Annotated in this window: 26 protein-coding genes; 16 read left to right on the top strand and 10 right to left on the bottom strand. The window is 60.7% G+C overall.

The genetic code is table 11. The features are described from left to right. Positions 1-14: 14 nt before the first annotated feature. On the bottom strand, positions 15-380 hold the full coding sequence (locus tag PD282_RS25850) for a hypothetical protein (RefSeq protein WP_274654531.1): 366 nt from the start codon (positions 378-380) through the stop codon (positions 15-17). A gap of 204 nt (positions 381-584) precedes the next feature. Between PD282_RS25850 and PD282_RS25845 the strand changes: the two genes are divergently transcribed. From PD282_RS25845 to PD282_RS25835, 3 genes are all read left to right on the top strand, one after another. Then, the gene (locus tag PD282_RS25845) at positions 585-2,510 is read left to right on the top strand and encodes a DEAD/DEAH box helicase (protein ID WP_338045235.1); all 1,926 of its coding nucleotides are present in this window, start codon (positions 585-587) and stop codon (positions 2,508-2,510) included. A gap of 159 nt (positions 2,511-2,669) precedes the next feature. Beyond that, positions 2,670-3,365, top strand: coding sequence for a VIT1/CCC1 transporter family protein (locus tag PD282_RS25840; RefSeq protein WP_274654527.1), 696 nt, complete (start codon positions 2,670-2,672; stop codon positions 3,363-3,365). A 117-nt stretch (positions 3,366-3,482) separates the two neighbouring features. Further along, the gene (locus PD282_RS25835) at positions 3,483-4,007 is read left to right on the top strand and encodes a DUF2231 domain-containing protein (RefSeq protein WP_274654525.1); all 525 of its coding nucleotides are present in this window, start codon (positions 3,483-3,485) and stop codon (positions 4,005-4,007) included. 164 nt (positions 4,008-4,171) lie between these two features. Here PD282_RS25835 and PD282_RS25830 read toward each other — a convergent pair whose 3' ends face one another. Further along, entirely contained in the window at positions 4,172-4,738 is a 567-nt protein-coding gene (locus PD282_RS25830) for a pyridoxamine 5'-phosphate oxidase family protein (RefSeq protein ID WP_274654523.1), read from the bottom strand. A 173-nt stretch (positions 4,739-4,911) separates the two neighbouring features. After that, entirely contained in the window at positions 4,912-5,655 is a 744-nt protein-coding gene (locus PD282_RS25825) for a FadR/GntR family transcriptional regulator (RefSeq protein ID WP_274654522.1), read from the bottom strand. Between the two features lie 136 nt (positions 5,656-5,791). Here PD282_RS25825 and PD282_RS25820 point away from each other — a divergent pair, with 136 nt between their 5' ends. The 7 genes from PD282_RS25820 to PD282_RS25790 all read left to right on the top strand — a co-directional run bounded on the left by PD282_RS25820 (position 5,792) and on the right by PD282_RS25790 (position 12,401). Next, positions 5,792-7,207, top strand: coding sequence for an FAD-binding oxidoreductase (locus tag PD282_RS25820; protein WP_274654521.1), 1,416 nt, complete (start codon positions 5,792-5,794; stop codon positions 7,205-7,207). After that, a complete protein-coding gene (locus PD282_RS25815; protein ID WP_274654519.1) occupies positions 7,200-8,576 on the top strand; it encodes a (Fe-S)-binding protein in 1,377 nt (458 codons plus the stop codon). Before PD282_RS25820 ends, PD282_RS25815 begins: the two co-directional genes overlap by 8 nt. 109 nt (positions 8,577-8,685) lie before the next feature. After that, positions 8,686-9,636 carry a M15 family metallopeptidase gene (locus tag PD282_RS25810; protein ID WP_274654517.1) on the top strand — a complete coding sequence of 317 codons (951 nt, stop codon included), beginning with the start codon at positions 8,686-8,688 and terminating at the stop codon, positions 9,634-9,636. Between the two features lie 199 nt (positions 9,637-9,835). Next, positions 9,836-10,639 (top strand): SDR family oxidoreductase, encoded by an 804-nt coding sequence (locus tag PD282_RS25805; RefSeq protein ID WP_274654515.1) that lies wholly within the window; start codon positions 9,836-9,838, stop codon positions 10,637-10,639. 129 nt (positions 10,640-10,768) lie between these two features. Then, positions 10,769-11,248 carry a hypothetical protein gene (locus PD282_RS25800; protein WP_274654513.1) on the top strand — a complete coding sequence of 160 codons (480 nt, stop codon included), beginning with the start codon at positions 10,769-10,771 and terminating at the stop codon, positions 11,246-11,248. Continuing rightward, on the top strand, positions 11,245-11,766 hold the full coding sequence (locus PD282_RS25795) for a hypothetical protein (RefSeq protein WP_274654511.1): 522 nt from the start codon (positions 11,245-11,247) through the stop codon (positions 11,764-11,766). Before PD282_RS25800 ends, PD282_RS25795 begins: the two co-directional genes overlap by 4 nt. A gap of 119 nt (positions 11,767-11,885) precedes the next feature. Further along, positions 11,886-12,401 (top strand): Crp/Fnr family transcriptional regulator, encoded by a 516-nt coding sequence (locus PD282_RS25790; RefSeq protein ID WP_274654509.1) that lies wholly within the window; start codon positions 11,886-11,888, stop codon positions 12,399-12,401. Positions 12,402-12,535: 134 nt separating this feature from the next. Here the strand turns inward: PD282_RS25790 and hmpA are convergent, their stop codons facing one another. After that, complete coding sequence (gene hmpA / locus PD282_RS25785) at positions 12,536-13,759, bottom strand: NO-inducible flavohemoprotein (RefSeq protein ID WP_274654507.1); 1,224 nt, start codon at positions 13,757-13,759, stop codon at positions 12,536-12,538. A gap of 186 nt (positions 13,760-13,945) precedes the next feature. After that, positions 13,946-15,106, bottom strand: coding sequence for a WD40/YVTN/BNR-like repeat-containing protein (locus PD282_RS25780; RefSeq protein ID WP_274654505.1), 1,161 nt, complete (start codon positions 15,104-15,106; stop codon positions 13,946-13,948). A gap of 176 nt (positions 15,107-15,282) precedes the next feature. On the opposite strand from PD282_RS25780, the gene PD282_RS25775 reads away from it, so the two are divergent. Beyond that, positions 15,283-15,489 carry a YwbE family protein gene (locus tag PD282_RS25775; protein ID WP_274654503.1) on the top strand — a complete coding sequence of 69 codons (207 nt, stop codon included), beginning with the start codon at positions 15,283-15,285 and terminating at the stop codon, positions 15,487-15,489. Between the two features lie 73 nt (positions 15,490-15,562). On the opposite strand, the gene PD282_RS25770 is transcribed toward PD282_RS25775, so the two are convergent. Together PD282_RS25770 and PD282_RS25765 are read right to left on the bottom strand one after the other, a co-directional pair. Further along, positions 15,563-15,991 carry a DoxX family protein gene (locus PD282_RS25770; protein WP_274654501.1) on the bottom strand — a complete coding sequence of 143 codons (429 nt, stop codon included), beginning with the start codon at positions 15,989-15,991 and terminating at the stop codon, positions 15,563-15,565. 37 nt (positions 15,992-16,028) lie between these two features. Continuing rightward, positions 16,029-16,385 (bottom strand): ArsR/SmtB family transcription factor, encoded by a 357-nt coding sequence (locus PD282_RS25765; RefSeq protein ID WP_274654499.1) that lies wholly within the window; start codon positions 16,383-16,385, stop codon positions 16,029-16,031. Positions 16,386-16,883: 498 nt separating this feature from the next. Between PD282_RS25765 and PD282_RS25760 the strand changes: the two genes are divergently transcribed. Next, positions 16,884-17,435, top strand: coding sequence for a DinB family protein (locus PD282_RS25760; protein ID WP_274654497.1), 552 nt, complete (start codon positions 16,884-16,886; stop codon positions 17,433-17,435). A gap of 124 nt (positions 17,436-17,559) precedes the next feature. Here the strand turns inward: PD282_RS25760 and PD282_RS25755 are convergent, their stop codons facing one another. Beyond that, positions 17,560-17,874, bottom strand: a complete 315-nt coding sequence (locus PD282_RS25755; RefSeq protein ID WP_274654495.1) for an MGMT family protein — start codon at positions 17,872-17,874, stop codon at positions 17,560-17,562. Beyond that, positions 17,871-18,566 carry a DNA-3-methyladenine glycosylase family protein gene (locus PD282_RS25750; RefSeq protein ID WP_274654494.1) on the bottom strand — a complete coding sequence of 232 codons (696 nt, stop codon included), beginning with the start codon at positions 18,564-18,566 and terminating at the stop codon, positions 17,871-17,873. Before PD282_RS25750 ends, PD282_RS25755 begins: the two co-directional genes overlap by 4 nt. Positions 18,567-18,744: 178 nt before the next feature. Between PD282_RS25750 and PD282_RS25745 the strand changes: the two genes are divergently transcribed. Both PD282_RS25745 and PD282_RS25740 read left to right on the top strand, forming a co-directional pair. Beyond that, positions 18,745-19,200 carry an SRPBCC family protein gene (locus PD282_RS25745; protein WP_274654492.1) on the top strand — a complete coding sequence of 152 codons (456 nt, stop codon included), beginning with the start codon at positions 18,745-18,747 and terminating at the stop codon, positions 19,198-19,200. A gap of 18 nt (positions 19,201-19,218) precedes the next feature. Further along, entirely contained in the window at positions 19,219-19,779 is a 561-nt protein-coding gene (locus PD282_RS25740; RefSeq protein ID WP_274654490.1) for a DUF1697 domain-containing protein, read from the top strand. Between the two features lie 25 nt (positions 19,780-19,804). Here PD282_RS25740 and PD282_RS25735 read toward each other — a convergent pair whose 3' ends face one another. Next, a complete protein-coding gene (locus PD282_RS25735; protein ID WP_274654488.1) occupies positions 19,805-20,623 on the bottom strand; it encodes a helix-turn-helix domain-containing protein in 819 nt (272 codons plus the stop codon). Positions 20,624-20,771: 148 nt separating this feature from the next. Between PD282_RS25735 and PD282_RS25730 the strand changes: the two genes are divergently transcribed. After that, complete coding sequence (locus tag PD282_RS25730; protein ID WP_274655491.1) at positions 20,772-20,942, top strand: hypothetical protein; 171 nt, start codon at positions 20,772-20,774, stop codon at positions 20,940-20,942. A gap of 77 nt (positions 20,943-21,019) precedes the next feature. Further along, positions 21,020-21,514 (top strand): CcdC family protein, encoded by a 495-nt coding sequence (locus PD282_RS25725; RefSeq protein ID WP_274654486.1) that lies wholly within the window; start codon positions 21,020-21,022, stop codon positions 21,512-21,514. Positions 21,515-21,701 lie beyond the last annotated feature (187 nt).

Below are 21,701 nucleotides of genomic sequence, written 5' to 3'. Positions count from 1 at the left end.
CTTGAGAAAATCGTTCAGGACCGCCCGGTTCTGGAATGGGCGCCGGATCGCCCGCTTCCAAGCGGGCCTCCGTCGCCGAACGGTTCGGCAGGTGCCGATCCGCCGCCGTACAGGCTGCCGCCGGACGAACCGTCGTTCGATCCGCTTCCATACGAATCGCCGCCCCGGAAATGTCTCCCGCGAGCATGCTGCCCTCCGTTTTCCCACTCGTCGAAGACCGGATCTTGCTGCTGCTGCATGCCGGGCCGATCCTGCGGGGAAGCGGCTGCCGCGACCTTCGCTTCGTAAGGTGCGCTTGTTCGTGCCGCTTGGAACATGACGGCAATGCCGGCTGCAAAGACCATGCCTGCTTGCCATTTCATCCATTTATTCTTTTTCACCCGAGGCTCCTCCCGAAAAGTATCGATGTCCATCCTCGAAATCTTTCATTCGATGATTCGAGTATATCGGTTCATTATGAATTGATTTTGAAGATTCGCTGAAAAGAGGCTGAAAACCGCTTTTCGGTTTCATTACATGGCGGGGCCGGGTTTGTGGTACGATAGGAAATACCGATTGTTGCAGCGGTGGAACCTATAAATGAGGTGGATTTGTTGGCTGGATTTGAAAAATTGGGCATTTCGAAGGAACGTGCGGCAGCGCTGAGCGGCGAAGGTATTCATGAGGCGACGCCGATTCAGGAAGGCGCGATTCCGGTTATTTTGGAAGGAAAGGACGTCATCTGCCAGGCGCAGACGGGTACGGGAAAGACGCTGGCTTTCCTGCTGCCGATGCTGGAGAAGATCGATCCGGCCGGCGACGAGCTGCGCGGGCTGATTTTGACCCCGACGCGGGAGCTCGCGCTGCAAATCACGGCGGAGCTGAAGCGGCGGCTGCTGCCGGAGGAGGGCTTTCGCGTGCTGGCCGTCTACGGGGGGCAGGACGTTGAGGCGCAAATGCGCAAGCTGCAGCGTTCGGTGCATTTCGTTGTGGCGACGCCGGGCAGGCTGCTCGACCATATGCGGAGGGGAACGATTTCGCTGGACCGCGTCTCGATGCTCGTGCTGGACGAAGCCGATCAAATGCTGCATATGGGGTTTCTCAACGAGGTGGAAACCATATTAAGCGCGCTTCCTTACCGGAGGCAGACGATGCTGTTTTCCGCAACGATGCCCGGAGCGGTACGATCGCTTGCGGCCCGCATCATGCTTGACCCGCAAAATATTACGGTGCGCGCTCCGCAGGTAACGGTGGCGGGAACCCGCCAGCTTGCCGTTTCGACGACCGACCGGGGCAAAATGGCGGCGCTGTGCCGGGTGATCGACGAGCAGCGGCCCTACCTCGGCGTCATTTTTTGCCGGACGAAGCGCCGTGCGGCGGCGCTGAACGAGGCTTTGCAGCAGCTCGGGTACAGCTCGGACGAGCTGCACGGCGATCTGTCGCAGGCGAAGCGGGAGCAGGCGATGCGGCGCTTCCGCGAGGCGAAGCTGCAGCTGCTCGTCGCGACGGACGTGGCGGCGCGCGGCCTTGACGTGGAGGGCGTCACGCACGTGTTCAATTACGACATCCCGCAGGATGCGGAAGGCTACATCCACCGGATCGGACGGACCGGCCGCGCGGGCGGGGAGGGCGTCGCCGTCACGTTCGTGACGCCGCGCGACCGCATGAAGCTGGCGGCGATCGAAAGCGGCATCGGCCAGTCGATCCCGGGCGAACAGGGCGCGCCGGAGACGGACCGGGGCCGGCGGAGCGCCCCGGCGGAGCCTGCTGCGCGCGGCGAGCGGGAGCGCGGCGGCCGGCGCGAGCGCGCGGCGCAGGGGCGCGGCGAAGCCGCCCCGCGCGGGCGCGCGGGCGCGGAGCGCAGCGGCGCCGGGAGCTGGCGCGAGCGCGTGGAGGCGCAGGGGCGCGGCGAAGCCGCCCCGCGCGGGCGCGCAGGCGCGGAGCGCAGCGGCGCCGGGAGCCGGCGCGAGCGCGTGGAGGCGCAGGGGCGCGGCGAAGCCGCCCCGCGTGGGCGCGCAGGCGCGGAGCGCAGCGGCGCCGGGAGCCGGCGCGAGCCCGCGGAGGCGCAGGGGCGCGGCGAAGCCGCCCCGCGTGGGCGCGCAGGCGCGGAGCGCAGCGGCGCCGGGAGCCGGCGCGAGCGCGTGGAGGCGCAGGGGCGCGGCGAAGCCGCCCCGCGCGGGCGCGCAGGCGCGGAGCGCAGCGGCGCCGGGAGCCGGCGCGAGCGCGTGGAGGCGCAGGGGCGCGGCGAAGCCGCCCCGCGCGGGCGCGCAAGCGCGGAGCGCAGCGGCGCCGGGAGCCGGCGCGAGCCCGCGGCCGTGAGCCCGCGCGAGCTGGCGAAGCGGTCCGCCCGCGAAGGGCTTGAGGCGCGCACGGGCGTACGCCCCAAGAAGAGCGCGCGCCCGGGCGGCGGCCCGGCGCAGGCGCGGGGAACCGGAGCGCGCCAGGGTGCCAAGCGCCCGGACGGCGGCGGACAAGGCCGCAAAGGCGGCGGAGCTTCCGCCGGTCGGCCGGGCAAGGGCCGGACGCGTTAACGCAGGACAAGCGTTCGGGGTAAAAGCCCCCTTTTCGTTTTGTAGATACTCCGCGGGATTTGAATCCGCTTCTTGGCATGCTGCCGTCGACAGGACGGCAGCATGTGTCATTTTCAGGGTAAAGATAACGATTTTCATTGTCAAAGGGAGGCGGATATCATGCATCGAAACGAACATGTGGAAAAGCATTTTGAGGCACCCGAAATCATCCGGGATATCGTCATCGGCATGGCGGACGGCCTGACCGTACCTTTTGCATTGGCGGCCGGCTTGTCCGGCACGGTTTCCAATACGCATCTTGTCGTCGTGGCGGGGCTGGCGGAAATCGCGGCAGGCTCGATCGCAATGGGCCTGGGCGGTTATTTGGCCGCGCGGACGGACCGGGAGCATTATTTGGCCGAATTGGAGCGGGAGCGGCGTGAAATTATCGAGCTGCCCGAATGCGAACGCGAAGAGGTGGCCGAGGTGCTCAGAAGCTGGTCGATACCCGAGGAAGCCGTTTCTTCGGCGGTCGATGCCATCAGTCGGGACCATGAGCGTTGGGTTGATTTTATGATGAAGCACGAGCTGGGCCTGGAAGAGCCGAACCCGAAAAGAGCCCGAAACAGCTCGCTGACCATCGGGCTCTCTTACATTTTTGGCGGGGCGATCCCCTTGTCGCCTTATCTGATTTTCGCTCACTCGCTCGATGCCTTGCTTATATCGGTCGTTATAACGCTTATTTCACTGTTCGTTTTTGGATGGGTAAAAGGAAAGTTTACGGGATCCCGTCCCGTCAAAAGCGCGTGGCAAACCGCATTGATCGGCGGCGCGGCAGCCGGTGCCGCCTACCTGCTGGCCAGATGGATCTCGTAATCAAGTTCGCTCCCATGCGCAATCGGCAGGGAAATGGGGCATATCCGCTTTCTCATGAGATTTTAAGACTCAGGTGCTATAACGGATATCAAGTCTTGAAAAAAGGGAGAGCCACTCATGAGCTACATCATCCAAAACGCGCATTTTCTAGTCATCCATATTCCCATCGCCATGCTGCTGTTCAGCTTCCTGTTTGATCTGGCGGCCGTGCTGATCAAGCGGAAGGATTGGCACACAGCCGGTCTTTTGTGCCTGATTGTCGGAACGGCAGGTGCGGTCCTGGCCGTCATGACCGGACCGGAAGGTGAACGCGATCCGCTGTTTCCGCGGCACGAGCTGTTCGGCAAGCTGACGATGATACTGGCAATCGCCCTGTCTGTCGTCAGGCTTGGCGTCTTGTGGAAGAAAAAATTCGATATCGGCAAAACAATCGTATATTTGCTCGTGATGCTGGTAGGAGCCGGACTTGTTTCGTATACCGGTCATCTGGGCGGAGAAATGGTGCACCCCGACCGAAGCAAGATTCGCGGCGAACGAGGGTTCGGGGCATTTAACGGAGCGAACGGCGGAAACGGCGGGAACGGTCAGCATGGTGAACGGCGATCCAGGGAGGGGGAGCCTTCCTCGGCTGCGCAGCGGTGATTGCCGTCTCCCAGTGCAGTGCCACAGCCGGCAGAATCGACCTCACCAACAGTGCAGGGGCAAACGTTTTTCGGCAGGCGGACAAGCGGCAAGAAGAACAAGCCGATGTCGAGGCCTAAGGCCTAAGGCTGTTCCGGCGATGATAAGTGACCCGTTCGCCTTCGTTACGGCCGGACACCGAGCCCGATGCCGATCGGCGTCGGCAGGCCGTCCATGCTGGCGGCATTTTTCGTCCGCCGGTAATCGGTTATTTCGTCGTCCGCCTTGTTTTCGGCCCATTTCAGCAGCGTGTCGCGTTCACCCGCGTAGTCGAAGAACGGAACGCTGAAGCCGCACGAGGTTTTGACCGCATGCACCTTGGCGCAAACAATCTGGCGGGTGCCGGGATACAGCGTGAAATGCGGGGCGAGCGCTTCCCATTCGGGCGTGCCGGGCAGCACGACGCTCCCGGTCCCGTACAGGCGGAGAATCATCGGCGGGCCTTCGAAAGCGGCGAACATGAAGGTGATTCTCCCATTCTCCAGCACATGCGCGCTTGTTTCGTTGCCGCTGCCCGTCACATCGAGGTACGCGACCTCCGTCGGGGAGAAAATGCGCAGCACATCGTACCCTTTCGGTGAAATGTTAACATGACCGTCCGCCTGCAGCGGCGCGGAGCCGACAAAAAAGATCCGCTGTTTCCGGATGAATGCCTCATGTTGGGGCAGCATCGCCTCAAACATTTTTCCCATTCCGTTCCCTCCTCAACGACCAATGTCATCCAATTTACCCCTATTATGCGCGCCTCCTTCATAAGTGTAAAATATTTATTCCTTATCTGCTTATAGGTAAATCATATAAACGCCGTATGAATTCTGATGCGCGGACCCGACCCCCGCAGATGGCCGTCCTCAAGCGACTGCTATTACTCTTCCGCAGACTCGGCCGAGACCGCGTCTCTGAGCGCGGGCTTCAGCACGTTCTCCACCTTCGCCAAGTGGGCGCCGATGCGGGCGGCGGCCGCTTCTTTGTCGCGGACTTCGATGGCGGCGAAGATCGATTTATGCTCCTCGAGCAGCCGCTCCGCCGTCGCCTGCTCCTCGTAAAACCACAGCTCGCGCGTGCGGCGGATCGAATCGCCGAGCCGGAGCGAGATCGATTCCATCAGCTGCAGCAGCAGGGAATTGCCCGAAGCGGCCGCGATCGCGGTATGAAACTGCACGTCCGCCCGCTCGCCCTCGGAGGTGTCCGCGTCCAGCATCACCTGCTCCATGCGCAGTAAAATCGCCCGCATTTTCCCCAAGTCCTCGGCGGTCCGCCGCTCCGCGGCCAAGGCGGCCGCCTCGGTCTCAAGCGCCTTGCGGACCTCCAAAAGCTCCAGCACCGATTCGGCGTCCTTGAACAGATCGGCCGTATCGCCGCGCGCTCCGGCCGGGAGCACCGGGCTGACGAACGTGCCGCCTCCGTGGCGGACATCGAGCCAGCCCGTCGCTTTCAGCGCGCTGACGGCTTCCCGGATCGTGGAGCGCCCGACGCCGTAAGCGGCCGCCAGATCGACGACCGAGGGGAGCTTCTGCCCGGGCTTCAGCTCGCCGCTCTCAATGCGCTGCAAAATATGGCTGGCGACAATTTCATGGCCCTTGCGGGCCTCGATTTTGATAGGGCGCACGGCGATCGAACCTCCAATATGCAAATGAGCGGACAAAAAAGGTCTATACGTCATTAGTAGCATAAGCTATACTAAAACAAAAGTCATCAGATGACCTGAACTATTTTTTATAGCCAAAAAAGGGAGGCTGCATTTCATGATACATCCGGAGGCGGCAAGGCGGCTGCGGGCGATTGTCGGAGAGACCTGGTACCGCGACGATCAGGAGGCGCTGGTCGCGCATTCCTACGATGCGACGCCGATGCTGCAGTCGATGCCGGACGGCGTCATTTATCCGTCCTCGACGGAACAGGTATCGGAGATAATGAAAGTGCTTTCGGAGCATGGCATCCCGGTGATCAGCCGCGGATCGGCTTCGAATTTGTGCGGGGGGACCGTTCCCGTTCAAGGCGGGGTCGTCATGGTCATGCACCGGATGAACCGCATCCTGGAGGTCGACCTCGAAAATTTGACCGCGACGGTTCAGCCGGGGATCATTACGGCCGAATTTACGGCCCATATCGAATCGTTCGGTCTTTTTTATCCGCCCGATCCGGGCAGCATGCGCATTTCCACGATCGGCGGCAATATCGCGGAATGCTCCGGGGGTCTTCGCGGACTGAAATACGGGACAACGAAGGATTATGTGATCGGGCTCGAAGCGGTACTGGCCAGCGGCGAGGTGATCCGCACCGGCGGCAAGCTGATGAAGGACGTTGCCGGTTACGATCTGACAAAGCTGCTGATCGGATCGGAAGGGACGCTCGCGATCATCACGGAAGCGACGCTGAAGCTCGTGCCGCCGCCCAAGGCGAAGAAAACGATGCTTGCCATGTACCGCGACTTGTACGGCGCGGCGCGGACGGTTTCGAAAATCATCGAGTCGCGGATCATCCCGGCGACGCTCGAATTTCTCGACAACCCGACGATCCGCGTGGTCGACGATTTCGCGAAGCTTGGCCTGCCGCTCGATATGGAGGCGATCCTGCTGATTGAGCAGGACGGCGACCCGGAGACGGTCGAACGGGACATTGCACGGATCACCGAAATTTGCGAGAGCGAGCATGCCGACCGCGTTGAAGTGGCGGCGACGCGCGAGGAGGCCGAGAAGCTGCTGACGGCGCGGCGGAGCGCGCTCACGGCGCTCGCCCGTCTGCGGCCGACGACGATTCTCGAGGACGCTACGGTGCCGCGGTCCAAAATCGCCGACATGGTGCTGCGCATCAACGAGATCGCGCGCAAGCACAACGTGACGATCGCCACGTTCGGGCACGCGGGCGACGGCAACCTGCACCCGACCGCCACGACGGACGCGCGCGACCGGGATGAAATTCACCGGGTCGAAGAAGCGTTCGCCGAAATATTCGAGGCGTCCATCGAGCTGGGCGGCACGATTACGGGGGAGCATGGCGTCGGTCTCGTGAAGGCTCCTTATCTGGAATGGCGGGTCGGCCCGGCCGGCCTTGGCGTCATGAAAGGCATCAAGCAGGCGTTCGACCCGCACAATTTGCTTAATCCGGGAAAAATGTTCGCCAAAGAAACGAGGAAAAGGGTGGTGGTTCAGCATGGATAAGCTGACCGCAGAGAGCGCAAAACCCGCCGTCCGGCACGAGAACCCGCTTGCCCGGGCGCTGGCGGAGAAGCTGAACTACGACCAGCTGACGAACTGCATGCGCTGCGGCTTCTGCCTGCCGGCCTGCCCGACCTTCAAGGAGACCGGCATGGAGCCGGAATCGCCGCGCGGCCGCATCGCCCTGATGAAGGCGGTCGCGGACGGCCTGATGGACCCGGATGAGGCGTTTCAGGAGCAGATGTACCATTGTCTCGGCTGCCGGGCTTGCGAGCCGGTATGTCCGGCGGACGTCAAATACGGCCAGCTGATCGAGCAGGCGCGCGACTCGATCGAGGATCACGCCGATCATTCCGTGCCGGTCAAAGGGCTGCGGAAGCTGTTTTTCGACGGCGTCTTCCCGCATCGCAGCCGGCTGAAATGGCTCGGGCGATCGCTCGGCTTTTACCAAAAGTCTGGCTTGCGCCGCATTGCGCGGGGGACGGGGATCATGCGCCTGTTTCCGGAGCATATGCGGGATATGGAACGGATTTTGCCCGAGGCGACGGCGCGGGGCGTGGTCGAGCGAATCGGTGCGTTTTATCCGGCTAAAGGGAAGATGATCGCGCGCGTCGCCTTGTTCCGGGGCTGCATTATGGACGTCCTGTTTGCCGAAACGAATGTCAATACCGTGAAGCTGCTGTCCGAGGCGGGCTTCGAGGTCGTCATCCCGGATTCGCAGGTTTGCTGCGGGGCGCTGCATGCGCACAGCGGCGAGCTCGGCAAGGCGAGGGAGCTGGCCCGCAGCAATATTCGAGCCTTCAAAGAGGCCGGGGTGGACTATATCGTGTCCAATGCCGGAGGCTGCGGCGCGCTGCTGATCGAATACGATCATTTGCTGCACGAGGACGACGATTGGCGGGAGGACGGCGCCTGGTTCGCCTCGCGGGTCATCGACGTCAGCCGGTTGATCGCCGAGAAGGGCCGCGTCCCCGATTTTGCCGAGCCGGCTGGGGAAGACGGACGCGCGCAGCAGCTGCTTATTACGTACCAGGATTCGTGTCATCTGCGCAATGTCATGAAAAGCGGTGGGGCGCCGCGGCAGCTGATGAACCGCGTCGGAAACGTGCGGTTCGTGGAAATGGCCGACGCCGGCAGCTGCTGCGGCTCGGCCGGCATTTACAATGTGACGCAGCCGGAGATGGCCGGCAGGGTGCTGGAGCGCAAGATGGACAACGCGAACCGGACGGAGGCGCGCTATTTGCTGACGAGCAACCCCGGCTGCCTGCTGCAGATGAAGCTCGGCATCGAGAAGCACGGCGCAGGCGGGCAGATGGAAGCGATGCATATCGTCGATTTCCTGGCCGAGCGGATGGCTGCGGGCAAAAGCTGAGGCTGCGCGGGCGGATATGCGGTATTGATACAAGTTCGAAATGTTTCCTGCATCTTCCCGAAACATTTTGCCGTTATGATTCGTCTATAGAGTCTCGGGAGGATGAAAGATGAGAAAAAGAAGACGCGGCCTATGGGCCTTTCTGATCGTAGCGGTTTGCGCGATCGCAGTTGTGGTCAAATTTCAGGATATAAAAGGATTGCTGCAGGAACCGGGTACTTCTTCGAATGCGGAGCAGACGCCGGCAAATAATCAGGCTGCGGATTCCGGTTCCGATTCGAATTCGGCGGCCCCTCCGGACGCGAATTCCGGTACGGGGGACACCGGTCCCGATACGGCCGGCCAACAGAACACGAATCCGTCCCCGCCGGCCCAGCAAGAGGGCGGAGGCGATTCGGACGGCGACGGCGCCATGCATGTCGTGGCACAGCCGGACAGCATCACCGCCCTGGTCAATAAACAGAACGAGCTGCCGGACAATTACGAGCCGCCGGATCTCGTCTATCCGGATGTGCGGTTTATTTTCAAGGAGAAAATCGACAAGCGGAAAATGCGCAAGGTGGCGGCGACGGCGCTCGAGCAGCTGTTTGCGGGAGCCAAGAAGGACGGCATTTATCTTGCCGGCGTATCCGCCTACCGGTCGTACGCGACGCAAAAAGCGGTGTTCGAGAACTATGTGAAACGGGATGGGGAAGCGAAGGCGCGTACGTACAGCGCCCTGCCCGGCACAAGCGAGCACGAAACGGGGCTTGCGATCGACGTGTCCGGCAGCGACGGCAAATGCGCCGCGACCGACTGCTTCGGCGGCACCCCGGAAGCCGAGTGGCTGGCGAAGCATGCGTCGGAGTACGGCTTTATTATCCGCTACCCGAAAGGGAAAGAGAAGATTACCGGGTACAAGTATGAGCCGTGGCACATCCGGTACGTCGGAAAAGATATTGCGCAGGTGATCGCCGAGAAAGGCCTGACGCTCGAGGAATATTACGAGCAGTACGGCAAACCGGACGACGGCTCGCAGCAGGTCGTGGCGGACGCGTCCGGAGACGGACAGAAGCCTTAAGACGGCCGGTGAAAAATCAATACCTGTCATTTGTTAACAGCGGGTTTTCACGTCCCCGCCTTTGCCTGAAAAGGCCGAGGCGGGGACGTTTTTTTGGCGTAAGGTCATGCATAGCCGACTTGTTTTAGGAAATAACAAATGGGTGAAGAACGGTTAAGCCGGAAAGCCGGCGAGCCAAACGGAAGGAGGATGTCACGCGATGGCAGATGCGAATGGACAGGGAAGAGTACAGGGCAAGGTGGCGTTCGTGACGGGCGCCGGCTCCGGGATCGGCCGGGCGGCTGCGGTGCGGCTTGCGCAGGAAGGAGCGAAGGTGACGCTGGTCGACAAGAAGGAGGACCGCGTTGCCGAGGTGCAAAAACAGATCGAGCAGGCGGGCGGCGAGGCGATCCCGGCCGAAGCGGATATTTCGAAGCCGGAGGATATCGAAAGCGCCGTACGCAAAACGGTGGACGCATGGGGACGGCTCGATATCGTGTTCGCTAACGCCGGCATTAACGGGACGCTAACGCCGATCGAAGATATGGCCCCCGAGGATTGGAGCACGACGCTCGACATCAACCTGAAAGGGACGTTCCTGACGGTCAAATATGCGGTGCCGGAGCTGAAGAAAAACGGCGGCAGCATCGTCATTACGAGCTCGATCAACGGCAACCGCGTATTCTCGAACTTCGGCATGAGCGCATACGCGACATCGAAAGCCGGTCAGGTGGCGTTCATGCAAATGGCGGCGCTGGAGCTTGCCCAGTTCGGCATCCGGGTCAATGCGATTTGCCCGGGGGCGATTTCGACGAAGATCGACCAAAATACGGAGCGGAAGCCGGAGCTGAAGGAGATTACGATCCCCGTCAAGTTCCCGGAAGGCGACCAGCCGCTTGAGGACGGGCCCGGCAAGCCGGAGCAGGTCGCCAACCTCGTCCTGTTCCTTGCATCCGACGAATCGAGCCACATTACGGGCACGCCGATCTATATCGACGGAGCCGAATCGCTGATTCGCGGCTGATAGCGGCAGCTCTTATTGGCCCCGCCGGAACAGCCCCCGACCGAATCCCGGTCGGGGGCTGTTCGACTATTTCGGGCAGTCTTGGAACATAATGAAACGGTATCGGCTTGGCGGAAAGGAGGACCCGGTTTGCTTCTGTTCGTCTGCATGTCCACTGCTAGCGCCGCGGCGCTGGTTTCCGTCAAATGGCTGGCCAGACGGCTCATTTGGCCGGAAATCATCGCCTATTGGTCGTTTGTCTCTTCGTTTGAGCAGCTGTCTTTCATTATCGTCAGTTTTAATATGAAAGCCGTTCATTTCAATACTGCCCGGCTGGGGTTCTGGACGCTCAGGCAGTCGGGCGTGCTGCTTATTCCGATTCTGATCGTATGGTTTCTCGCTTTGGCGGCCGACCGTGCGGTCGGCCGCGCGATCAAGGTTCTGGCCGCGGCAGCCGTGCTCGCGCTGATGCTGCTGCTCGACTATTTGTACTGCCTTACGGGACTGCTGACGTTCGTCAATTGGACCTTTTACGATTCGGCCCTCCTGTTCGCGGGGCTCATCGGGATATCGGGCTGCTTTATGGCGCTGTACCGGGTCATAATGAGAAGGGGCGGGATCCGGGGATGATTTTGTACGGACCGGTCAAATTCGACGACAACGAGTGGTTTTTCATCGTCTCGTCGCTGATCAGCTGGTCGCTGATCGTGCTGCTGCCGAAGCGGCTGGCGCCGATCGACATCGTCAGCCTGTGGGTGCTGAATTACGCGCTGGCGCAAACCGCGGATTTTACCATTTCGGTGCCGCCTTACGATTTTTACGATGTGAACGATAGGCCGCAGATGGAAATCACCGACTTCCTGTTTTATTTCTTTACTTATCCGCCTGCCGGTTATTTCGTTGTATATATATATTCCATGCTGAGACTCAGCGCCGTGCGGCTCGGGGCTTACCTGGTGCTGTGCGGGTTTATCGCGGAAATAATGGAATGGGGGGCCGCCCGCTGGTTCCATGTGTTCACCTACAAAGGCTGGTCGCCGTGGTATTCGGGTCCGGTCTACATCCTGGTCTTTCTGCTGAACCTTGCGCTGTACAAGCTATTGCGGCGTTATGCGCCCCTGCTTGATAGGGAGCGGCGCGCCGAATAGCTGGAAGCGCCGAAAAGAATGGTGCCGCCGCAGCCGGATACGCTACAATAATAGAAAAAAACCGGAAGGCGGAGATGGCGATATGACAGCGAGAACAGGGACGGATGGGGCGGCGGAGCATGCGGCTTCATAGAGGCGAGACGCTGTTCCGGCAGGGCGAATCCGGGCCGCTATACCGCATCGACGCCGGACTGCTTAAAATCGTGCGGACCGATCCCGGAGGGACGCCGTTTATTTTCAACATCATTGCGGCGGGAGAGACGATTCCTCACCATTCGCTGATCAGTCCGAAGGAATACCACGGCACGGCCATTGCGCTGACCGCATGCGAGATCACGATGATTCCGGCGAAGGAATGGTACGGCGAACTGGAGCGCGAGCCCTCCAAATACCGCGAGACGGCGCTGCTGCTGCAGAGCAGGCTGCGCACGATGCAGCAGCGGATCGACCAGCTTACCGCCCTCGAGCCGGCGGAAAAGCTGAAGCGGCTAAACCGCTGGTTCGCATCCTATGTACCGGATGCTCCGCTTGGCGAACTGCTGACGCAGGAGGAGATCGGGCAGCTGCTGGGCCTGCGGCGCGAAACGGTCAACCGGCTGCTGCGCAGGCTGCGGGCGGAGGAAGGAAGCGGCTGAAGCCGGCGGACGAGTGACTTGGCGCCGATCGCAGGTGACGCTGCTGATCCCATCGCAGAAGGCGGAACGATTCGTCCCGGACCCCCCGTCATGCCGCCGGCTTAGGGCCGGTACAGAAGCATGCGCTTCAAGCGTCAAGCGTCGAGGCTTCCGGAGGGACCGAAAAATTCATAGCGGATATCGGACGGAGCGGCGCCCAGGCCGCGCAGGTCGCGGTAGATCCGCTGCATGAACGAAACGGGGCCGCAGAAATAAAAGTCGGCATCCGGAGAAGGGACGATCGTCTGCAGCCAAGGAAGATCGATTCGGCCTTCCTTGTCGAAGACGCCTCCGGCGCGGTCCTCGTCCGTGGGCTCGCTGTAACAGAAATACGCGCGGACCCGGCTGCAGCGTTCCGCGATCCGGCGAACGTCTTCGCGGAACGCATGCACCCGGCCGTTTGCGGCCGCATGAATGAACGTAACCGGCCGTTCGCTCTGCGCGGCGGTCAGATGCAGCAGCATGCTCATCATCGGCGTCAAGCCCACGCCGCCGCTCAGCAGGACGACCGGCCTCAGCGGATGCGATTCGTCCAGCACGAAATCTCCGGCCGGTGCCGACAGCAAGAGCGTATCGCCTTCGCCGGCCGAATCGTGCAAGTAATTCGAGACGATTCCGTCCGGGCGTTCGCCGGCATGCGTTTCGCGTTTAACCGAAATCCGGTAATGCGGCTTGCCGGGCGCATCGGACAAGCTGTACTGGCGGATATGCGTATTCGCCTGCCCGGGAATATCCGCTTTGACGCTTACGTACTGGCCGGGCTTGAAGGAAGCGAGCGGCCCGCCGTCCGCCGGCGACAGATAGAACGATGTGATGGCGCCGCTCTCTTTGACCCTGCGCCGGATCGTAAACGGCCGGAATCCGGCCCATCCGCCCGGCTGGGCTTCCGCTTCGCGGTACATCCCGGCTTCGACGCCGATGAAGGCATCCGCGATAACCCCGTACGCCTCCGCCCATGCCGCGAGAATCTCGTCCGTAGCCGCATCGCCGAGCACGTCTTTGATAGCGGCAAGCAGCGTCTCCCCGACGATGGGATAATGCTCCGGCTTAATGCCGAGGCTCCGGTGTTTGTGCGCGATTTGCCGGACGGCGGGCAATATTTCGTGCAGCCGGTCGATGTGGGCCGCCGCCGCGTAAACGGCGTTTGCGAGCGCCGCCTGCTGGCGGCCCTGCTTCTGGTTGGCGTGGTTGAAGACGTTCAGCAGCTCGGGGTGCCCGGCGAACAGCAGCTCGTAAAACCGTTTCGTAATGGCCGTTCCTTTCGTTTCGAGAACCGGCACCGTCGATTTGATGACCGCAATGGCAGAATTGTTCAGCATTTTAAAATCCCTCATTTCCATCATTTTCGTTCTTCTTACCTGCAGTGTACCGGAATAAGCGCGGCAGCGTTGTGATTACGATCACTCCGGATAAGAAGGATTTGTGAATGAAGGGTATGAAAGGCGGGGCAACATCCATGCAAAATAAGCCCCCGGCGCAGCCGGGGGCTTGGGGTACGGATCAGATTACGGCGTTGTCGGAAGCGAAAATTTCTTCGTCCACGTCTTGCCGCCGTCGGTCGTGCCGAATACGGAAGGATATAACGAGTCCGTCACGGCCAAATAGCCGTTATTCGGCGACGTAAACGAGATTTTCGCGTCGCTGCCCGTTACGGACGAAAGATTGGTCCACGTTTTGCCGTCGTCAACCGAGTGTCCGAAGAAGGTTTGCTCGTACCCGGGGCTGCCGGCCGCCAGGAATGCCGCGCTGCGGCCAAAAACCTGCATATCGTCGGGACGGCCCGTCGGTCCGACAAGCGTCCCCGCCTTCGCCTTCGGTCCCGGAGCCGGGCCGCCGCCCGCCGTCGGGTTCGAAATGACCTGCTGCCAGCTCGCGCCCGCATTCGTCGTATGGAAGACGGAATACGAGGTTTGCGTCATGCCGGAGCCGCCAAGCAGGACGACCCAGACGTCTTCGCTGTCCGTACCGTAGATCGAACCGCCGAAGCTGTCCTCGGCTTTGACGGTCAGCGTGTTCGTCCAGTGAAGCCCGCCGTCGGTCGTCTTCTGCACCTGGTAGCCGCCTCCGACCAGGAAGACGACCGCCCAGCCCTTGGTCGGTGTAATGAACTGCGTATACCGGGTGTTGGCCGGCGTCTGCACCTTGGTCCACGTCTGCCCGCCGTTTGTCGTTTTATACGCCCCGTTCCAGGTATAGCCGAAGCCGGTCTCCTGCGTGAAGAAGCGGACGCGGCCGAACGGATGATTGCCGGTCGGAATCCATTTGTACGTCGAACCGCCGTCGGCCGTGCGGAGCAGCGTATTGACCGGTTTGGTCGGGTCCGTCTGCACGAGCACGTAGCCCAGTTTGTTGGTCAGGAACTGCATCTGCGTGAAGACGTATTTGCCTTCGTTATTGATCGCCTGCCAATGGCAGCCGGCGTCCGAGGTCCCGAGCATAAAGCCGTTGCCCGCGGCGCGTCCGATGTTGACGCTCAGGAATTGGACGGACTGGAAATGCGGATTCCCGGTATCGGCGACGGTCTTCAGATCCAGCCCGTTGTCGTCGGCACGGCAGCCGGCGGTAACCGCAGTATCGGCGGAGGCTTGCCCCGGCATATAAGATACGCCTCCAAGCAATGCGCCCGACAGCAGAACGGCGAGTGCAAGGTTTGCCCATTTTTTCATGTAAAGTCACCTCATCTTCTTATTACCCTGTTGCGGATTTCCTTCTCTTGTTAGACGAGGAATATGGTTGTTTTGTTGCGCTGACCGCAGTATTTTTTTAAGCTATAAGAAAGCCTGAAGCGGGCATCACGTGCCGGCACGCAAGCGAACATCAGATGGAAAGCGGGTGAACAAGCATGGACGGAAGAGTGCGTTCCCAGGTCCGGCCGGGCCAGACTGTCGAGATCGTGCTGAAGAAGGATCAGCCGACGGGGAAGACGACGCGCGGCGTCGTCAAAGATTTATTGACGAATTCGCCTACCCATCCGCACGGCATCAAAGTCAGGCTGACGAGCGGCGAGGTCGGCCGGGTGAAGACAATCGTAAGCGGCAGTCCGGAATAAGTCCGGTCATGCGAAAGCGAAAACGCCCGTTCGCGTATGAACGGGCGAAAGCTTTATTCACACATCTCCGAGATTACTCGGCGTATTTCGGATTTCCCGCCTGCAGGCGAAGCTCCCGGGCGCCGGCGCCGAATGAAGCGGCTTTCAGCCTTCTGTGATGGTAAATGTAGGAGCCGGCTATCATCGCGAACCCGAGCAGGAAGAACAGCGATCCGCCGACCGGCCCGCCGCTGGCCAAGGTGGAATACATCGCCCCCGCCAAATCGTAGACGAATCCGGCATACACCCACTCCTTCACCCGCGGAAATCCGGGGATGAACAGCGCGATCACGCCCAATATTTTGGCAACGCCCAGAAACGGGAGCAAATAAGCGGGATACCCCAATTGGTTAAACAATTCGACGGCATCGGGAGTGGAGAGAAGATCCGGAATCGAACCCGAGAACATGAACGCCGCCAGCAGCCCGGTAAACATCCAATACGGAATCGCGATTTTTTTCATTTTACGAACCCTCCGATTTTTTAATTTTCCTCAATCGTCATGACTTCCATCGTTTTGAAATCTTCGCCAGGTCTGCTTCGAAAATCACTGCGGGTCTTTGCAGATCGTGCAGGTAATCGTCCAGCCGGTCCAATCGATCGTCCCCTTCGGCAAGAAAAAGGTCGAGCCAATCGCCGAGCATGCCTAAAGCTCGCGGCTTCAGCTTATAAACGCGCCGGTTGGCGGCCGAATGCGCTTCGACGATTCCGGCAAGTCTTAGAATGCGAAGATGCCTGGCAGCGTGCGTCCGGTTCAGCCTGAGACGAGAGGCCATTGCCCCCGCGGTTAACGGGCCGCCTCTGCGGAGCAGCTCGAGCATGGATAACCGGGCTGGCTCGGCTAATACGGCGAGCATGATCCTGTTCATCGGAGAGTTCGGATAACAAGCTTCATCCTTGAAATCTCCTCCTTCTTACAATGTTTTCTTTGTCTTGCTCTAAATATACCCTTAAAGGAATATTCATGTCAACGTATATTTAAAATATTTCGGCGGATTTTTGTCTGCGCCTTCAACTGACGGTAAGTTACCAAGGAGATCAACCAGTAACCTTCGGCACCGAGGTGTCAAGGTTACAGAGTAAGATAAATCAGTAAACCTTGGCACCGAGGTGTCAAGGTTACAGAGTAAGATAAATCAGTAAACCTTGGCACCGAGGTGTCAAGGTTACAGAGTAAGATAAATCAGTAAACCTTGGCACCGAGATGTCAAGGTTACAGAATAAGATAAATCAGTACCTTGGCACTGGCATCAAGGTTACAGTATAAGAAAAACCTGTAAACCCTGACAGTTAGGTGTCAGTGGTACCCGGTTAAAATGAAACCTGTAGACCTTATGAAAAAAGGAGCGGTTTGAATGGACATTTACGCATTGATTGAGGCGTACAAAAGCGATCTGGAGCATTATACCCTGGAGCAGCTGCAGGCGGGTGCGAGCGAGGATAACTGGTCGCTGGGCCAGCTGTATCACCACCTGATCGGGGCGTCCCTGTTTATGCAGCTTCGGAATGCGGAGGCCTGCGCATCGGCGGACCGGGAGCAGCCGCTCGGCAAGACGGAGGCGGGCGAAGCGGTATTCAGGCTGGACGCCTTTCCGCCGGTCAAAATCAAGGTTCCGGCTTCGCCGCAGTATACGCCGAAAAATCCGGAGAGCAGGGAGGAGCTTGCGGCAGGGCTGGATCTGGTGAAGGTAAAGATGGAGGAGTGGGCGGGCAAGATTGCGGATGTGAACCCGAATATGAAAATGGAGCATCCGCGCCTGGGCTGGCTGAATGCGCAGGAGTGGTACCGCCTCGTGGCGATGCATTTCCGCCACCACTTGCGGCAGAAGGAGGAGCTGGAGCTGCGGCTCGGGCTGCCGGCGGACGTCCGGGCGAGGCTGGCGGCCGTGAAGGCGGCCGCGCAGTAGCGGAAAGGCCGGGCGCGGGCGGTTACCGTCCGCCGCCCGGTCTTTTCAGCTGAATAGGGCCCTGCGTCCGCCGCCCGGCACTTACAGCCGAATTCGGCTCACCGTCCGCCGCCCGGCTTCCGTCTCAGTCCGGCCCCGGAATGTACTGCCGGGCCGGCAGGTCCACGCGGCCCCGGTCGTCGACGGGGACGCCTTCGTCTCGCAGATACATCGCCTGCATCCTGCGTCCTTCCTCGTCCTGCAGGGCGATTTCGCCCTTGCTGTTGACGACCCGGTGCCATGGCAGGCCGTATTTCCGGCTCGAGGAATGCAAGATGCGCACGACCTGCCGCGCTCCCCTGCGGCTTCCCGCGAGCTCGGCGATTTGACCGTAGGTCATGACGGCGCCTTCCGGTATGCTCCGGATAATCTCGATCACGCGCATCGTGAAAGGGGTCATGCGCGGCCCTCCCCTCCGCCGCCGCGCGAACGCGCAGCGGCATCCGGCGATTGCCCGAACGGGCCGGCTCCGACATGTCCGCGGTTGATCGCCTCCCACAGATAGAGCGAAGCGATGCTGCGGTACGGCTCCCAGGTTCGTCCGAGCCGATCGAGCGCGGCGTCTTCCCCTCCGGGCGCATCTTTATACAGCCAGGCGGCAGCGCGCCGCAGTCCGGCATCTCCGAGCGACAGCACGTTTTCCCGGCCGAGCACGAAGATCAGAAACATCTCGGCCGTCCAGCGCCCGATCCCTTTCACCGTCGTCAGGGCGGCGACCGCTTCGGCGTCGTCCATGCCGCTGAAGCGCGCAAAATCGAGCTCCTGCCGCTCCGTCAGCCCGGCGAGCCCTTTGACATAGGCGATTTTCGGCTTCGATACGCCCGCGGCGCGCAGATTTTCTTCGGGGACGGCCAGCACGACGCCGGGCGTCAATTCGCCGCAATGCTGCAGGACGCGCCCCGTGATCGTCGCCGCCGCCTTTACGGAAAGCTGCTGCCCGATCAGCGACCGGACCAGGAACGCGAAGGCATCCGCCTGCGCCGGAACGGACAGCGGACCGATAAGACGGGCCAAATCGGCAAACCTGCTGTCGGCATCCCCCAGCCGGCGCACGCGCGCCTCGCCGGGATGCAAATCGAACAAAACGCTCATCGCCGCATCCCCCTCCTTTATAAAAAGACAAGCTCCTTTATGGACATTATGCCGGGGAAGCATGCGAAAAGGCAACGGGAATTGTCGCGTTTTTACAATACACCGTCGTTCGTTTCGTCTATAATGGGGAAAACTTGCTTGTACAAGCTCGATTATGCGGAAGGGATGGTGGACTGCTATGGAAGCTTTAACGTATGTGCTTTATATCGGAGCGAAGCCTGAGGACGTATGGAGGGCGCTCGTCTCGCCGGAAGGAACGAAAGCAGTCTTTTTCGGGTGCGTGCTGAATTCGACCTTCCAACCCGGCTCTCCTTACCAATATGTCGGGCCGGGCAATGACGGGGACGAAACGGTACACGTCTACGGGACGGTACTCGAATATGAGCCGCATCGACTGATGAGCTACACCGAGCATCCCGGACCCTCTTATCAAGAGCGGCACGCGGAGCTGGAAACGAGGGTGACGCTGACGCTTGAGACGGTGGGCGCCTGCACGAAAGTCACGCTCGTAAACGACCGCTGGCCGGAAGGTCACCCTTCCTACGAGCGCACGAAGGAAAGCTGGCCGATCATCCTGAGCAGCCTCAAATCGTATGTGGAAACGGGCCGTACGCTCGATTTCGGCTGGTCCTGAGCGAAGGCGGGGAGAAAAATGAGCATTTGGATCGCGCTGCTGCGCGGAATAAACGTCGGCGGCAAAAATAAAATCAAAATGTCCGAGCTGAAAACGGCGCTGGAGGACATCGGACTCGCCCGCGTGTCGACGTATATCCAGAGCGGCAACATTTTGTTCGAGTCCGAAGAAGAGGAGGCCGCGCTGCGCAGCCGGATCGAGGGGCAGATCGCCGCGGTATTCGGGATTTCGCTGACGGCCGTCCTGCGGACGGCGGAGGAGCTGGAAGGGATCGCGCACGGCTGCCCGTTCACGGCTGAAGTGCTGGCGGAAGCCGCCGCCAATACGGACGCGGAGACGCTTTATGCCGCGCTGCTGCCGGAGGCGCCTCCGGCGTCCGGCATCGCCAAGCTTGCAGCCGCGGACAACGGAGACGACGAGTACCGGATTGCCGGCCGCGACGTCTATCTGCTGTTCCGGCAGAGCGTGCGCAACGCCAAGCTCGCAGCCAATTTGCCGAAGCTCGGCGTGCCGGCGACGGTTCGCAACTGGAACACGCTGAGCAGACTCGTGGAGCTGGCGCAGGGTATGAAAAATTAAACGCATACGATGGCCGGCCCGGCGTTCAACCGGGGCCGGTTTTCGTGTTTTTGCGGATGTATTCCTCGGGAGAGAGACCCACGATGCTTTTGAAATCCTTGATCAGGTGGCTCTGATCGTAATATCCGAGCCGGGCGGCAAGCTGCGCCCAATCGACGGACTGCCCTTCGGCGAGCCGGTCGGCGGCTTCGAGCAGACGGTAGCGCCCGATAACCCACTTCGGCGAGATGCCCACATATTTGCCGAACATCCGCTGCAGCATGCGCGTCGACAGGCGGAACCGCTGCGCCGCGGCATCCACAGTCGCAATCGTGCGGTCCGCCGCGACGACGTCCACGATCGTCCTGACGAGCCCGGCCGTCTCATCGCGTTCCCGGGGCAGGCGCCCGCGCAGAAATCGTTCCGCAAGCGCGATCCGTGCGCTGTCGCTTTCGGCGGCGCGGACCGCCGCTTCCCACTCGGCCGTTTCGGGGCCGAAGACTTCCACGGCCGCGATGGACCGTCCGGTGAACGAACGGACGGGGACGCCCGTTAGCGGGTAAAAGGCGCCGGGCCGGAATTTGACGCCGAATACAAAGCCCCGGCCGCTCAGCTCGAACGAAAATTTCTCCTTGACGATCCCGACAACCCGGCATACCCCCGGCTCCACGACGAGATGGACCGAAGGATGAGGAAGATTTTCCGACAGGTAGGGCTCCCGTCCGCGCAGATCCCAGTTTACGATCCAATAATGCTCGACGTAGTCGTCCAGCTCGCCGGATGCCGAATACAGCGTCAGCGTGAAATGATCGTTCATCTTGTGAACATGGAGCAGTCCGCTCGGCTTTTTTGTGCTCGCTTCCATTTTCGAACTCCCTTCGCCGATCTTACAATTCCTTTTGTCCCGATTGGACGACAGACACATTTTAACACAGACACAATTTTGACATAAGTCGGCCGACCGCGGCATGTAGTTTAGAAGGAACGCACTGCAGCGGGGAGGCGTCGGAGCTTTGGGATTCGTGCTTTTGCTGTGGATGATATCGATTGTAGGCTTGTTCTGGGTATGGGCCGACGCGTCGGAGAAGCGGGGCGGCAATATCGGCTGCCTGTGGGCGCTCGTCGTCCTGATTTTGGGCCCGCTCGGCTTTATCGCGTATTTGATCGTCCGCAACATGGATTAAACATTTGCAACGCGGTTTGAAAATAGGTACGATAAAAGAAAACGCCTTATGCCGCTTGAAAAGGAGCTGCAATCCGCGTGAGCATTTTTCCGCCAACCGTTCATCTGACCCATATCGGTTCTCTGGTCGTGACGATTTTATCCGGGTTCGCCGTGGCGTTTCTGCGCCTTCGGGCGTCGAACCGGCCGACCAATCTGCGCAAAATCATCATTCCGCCGCTCGGCATGTCGTCCGGCTTCCTGATGTTTGTTGCGCCTTTCATGCGCATTCCGCTGCTGTGGGCGCTCGGCGCCTTCGCCGTCGGCGCGCTGCTGCTGGCCTATCCGCTCATCCGCACGTCGAAGCTCGAGCGGTCGGGCGGGGAAATCGTGCTGCGGCGGTCGAAAATGTTTATTTTTATCATTTTGATCCTGATCCTGCTCCGGCTGCTGCTGCATGAGGAGATCGAGCGGTACGTGACGATTCCGCAGACGGGCGCGCTGTTCTTCGTGCTTGCCTTCGGCATGATCCTCGTCTGGCGGCTCGCCATGCTGCGGGAATACCTGAAGCTGCAGCGGGAAAGCCCGGAATAGGAGGGGCCGCCACTCAGTCGCGGCACGGATTGTCCGCGTCTTAATGCAATGACGGGAACGGAAACAACCCATCCCTCGGCAACGGCAAGCATCCGCCGTCCCTGATGGCGGATACGCGACCGGCCGCAGATGCCACAAGCATCTGCGGTTATTTTCATTTCGCAGCGGGATCCTTCCTCCGCACGGC

It is taken from the genome of Paenibacillus humicola, from assembly GCF_028826105.1.
In the GTDB taxonomy this organism is placed as follows: Bacteria; Bacillota; Bacilli; order Paenibacillales; family Paenibacillaceae; genus Paenibacillus_Z; species Paenibacillus_Z humicola.
Note: the sequence above shows the minus strand (reverse complement) of the source record. Positions and strands in the feature narration are given on the sequence as shown.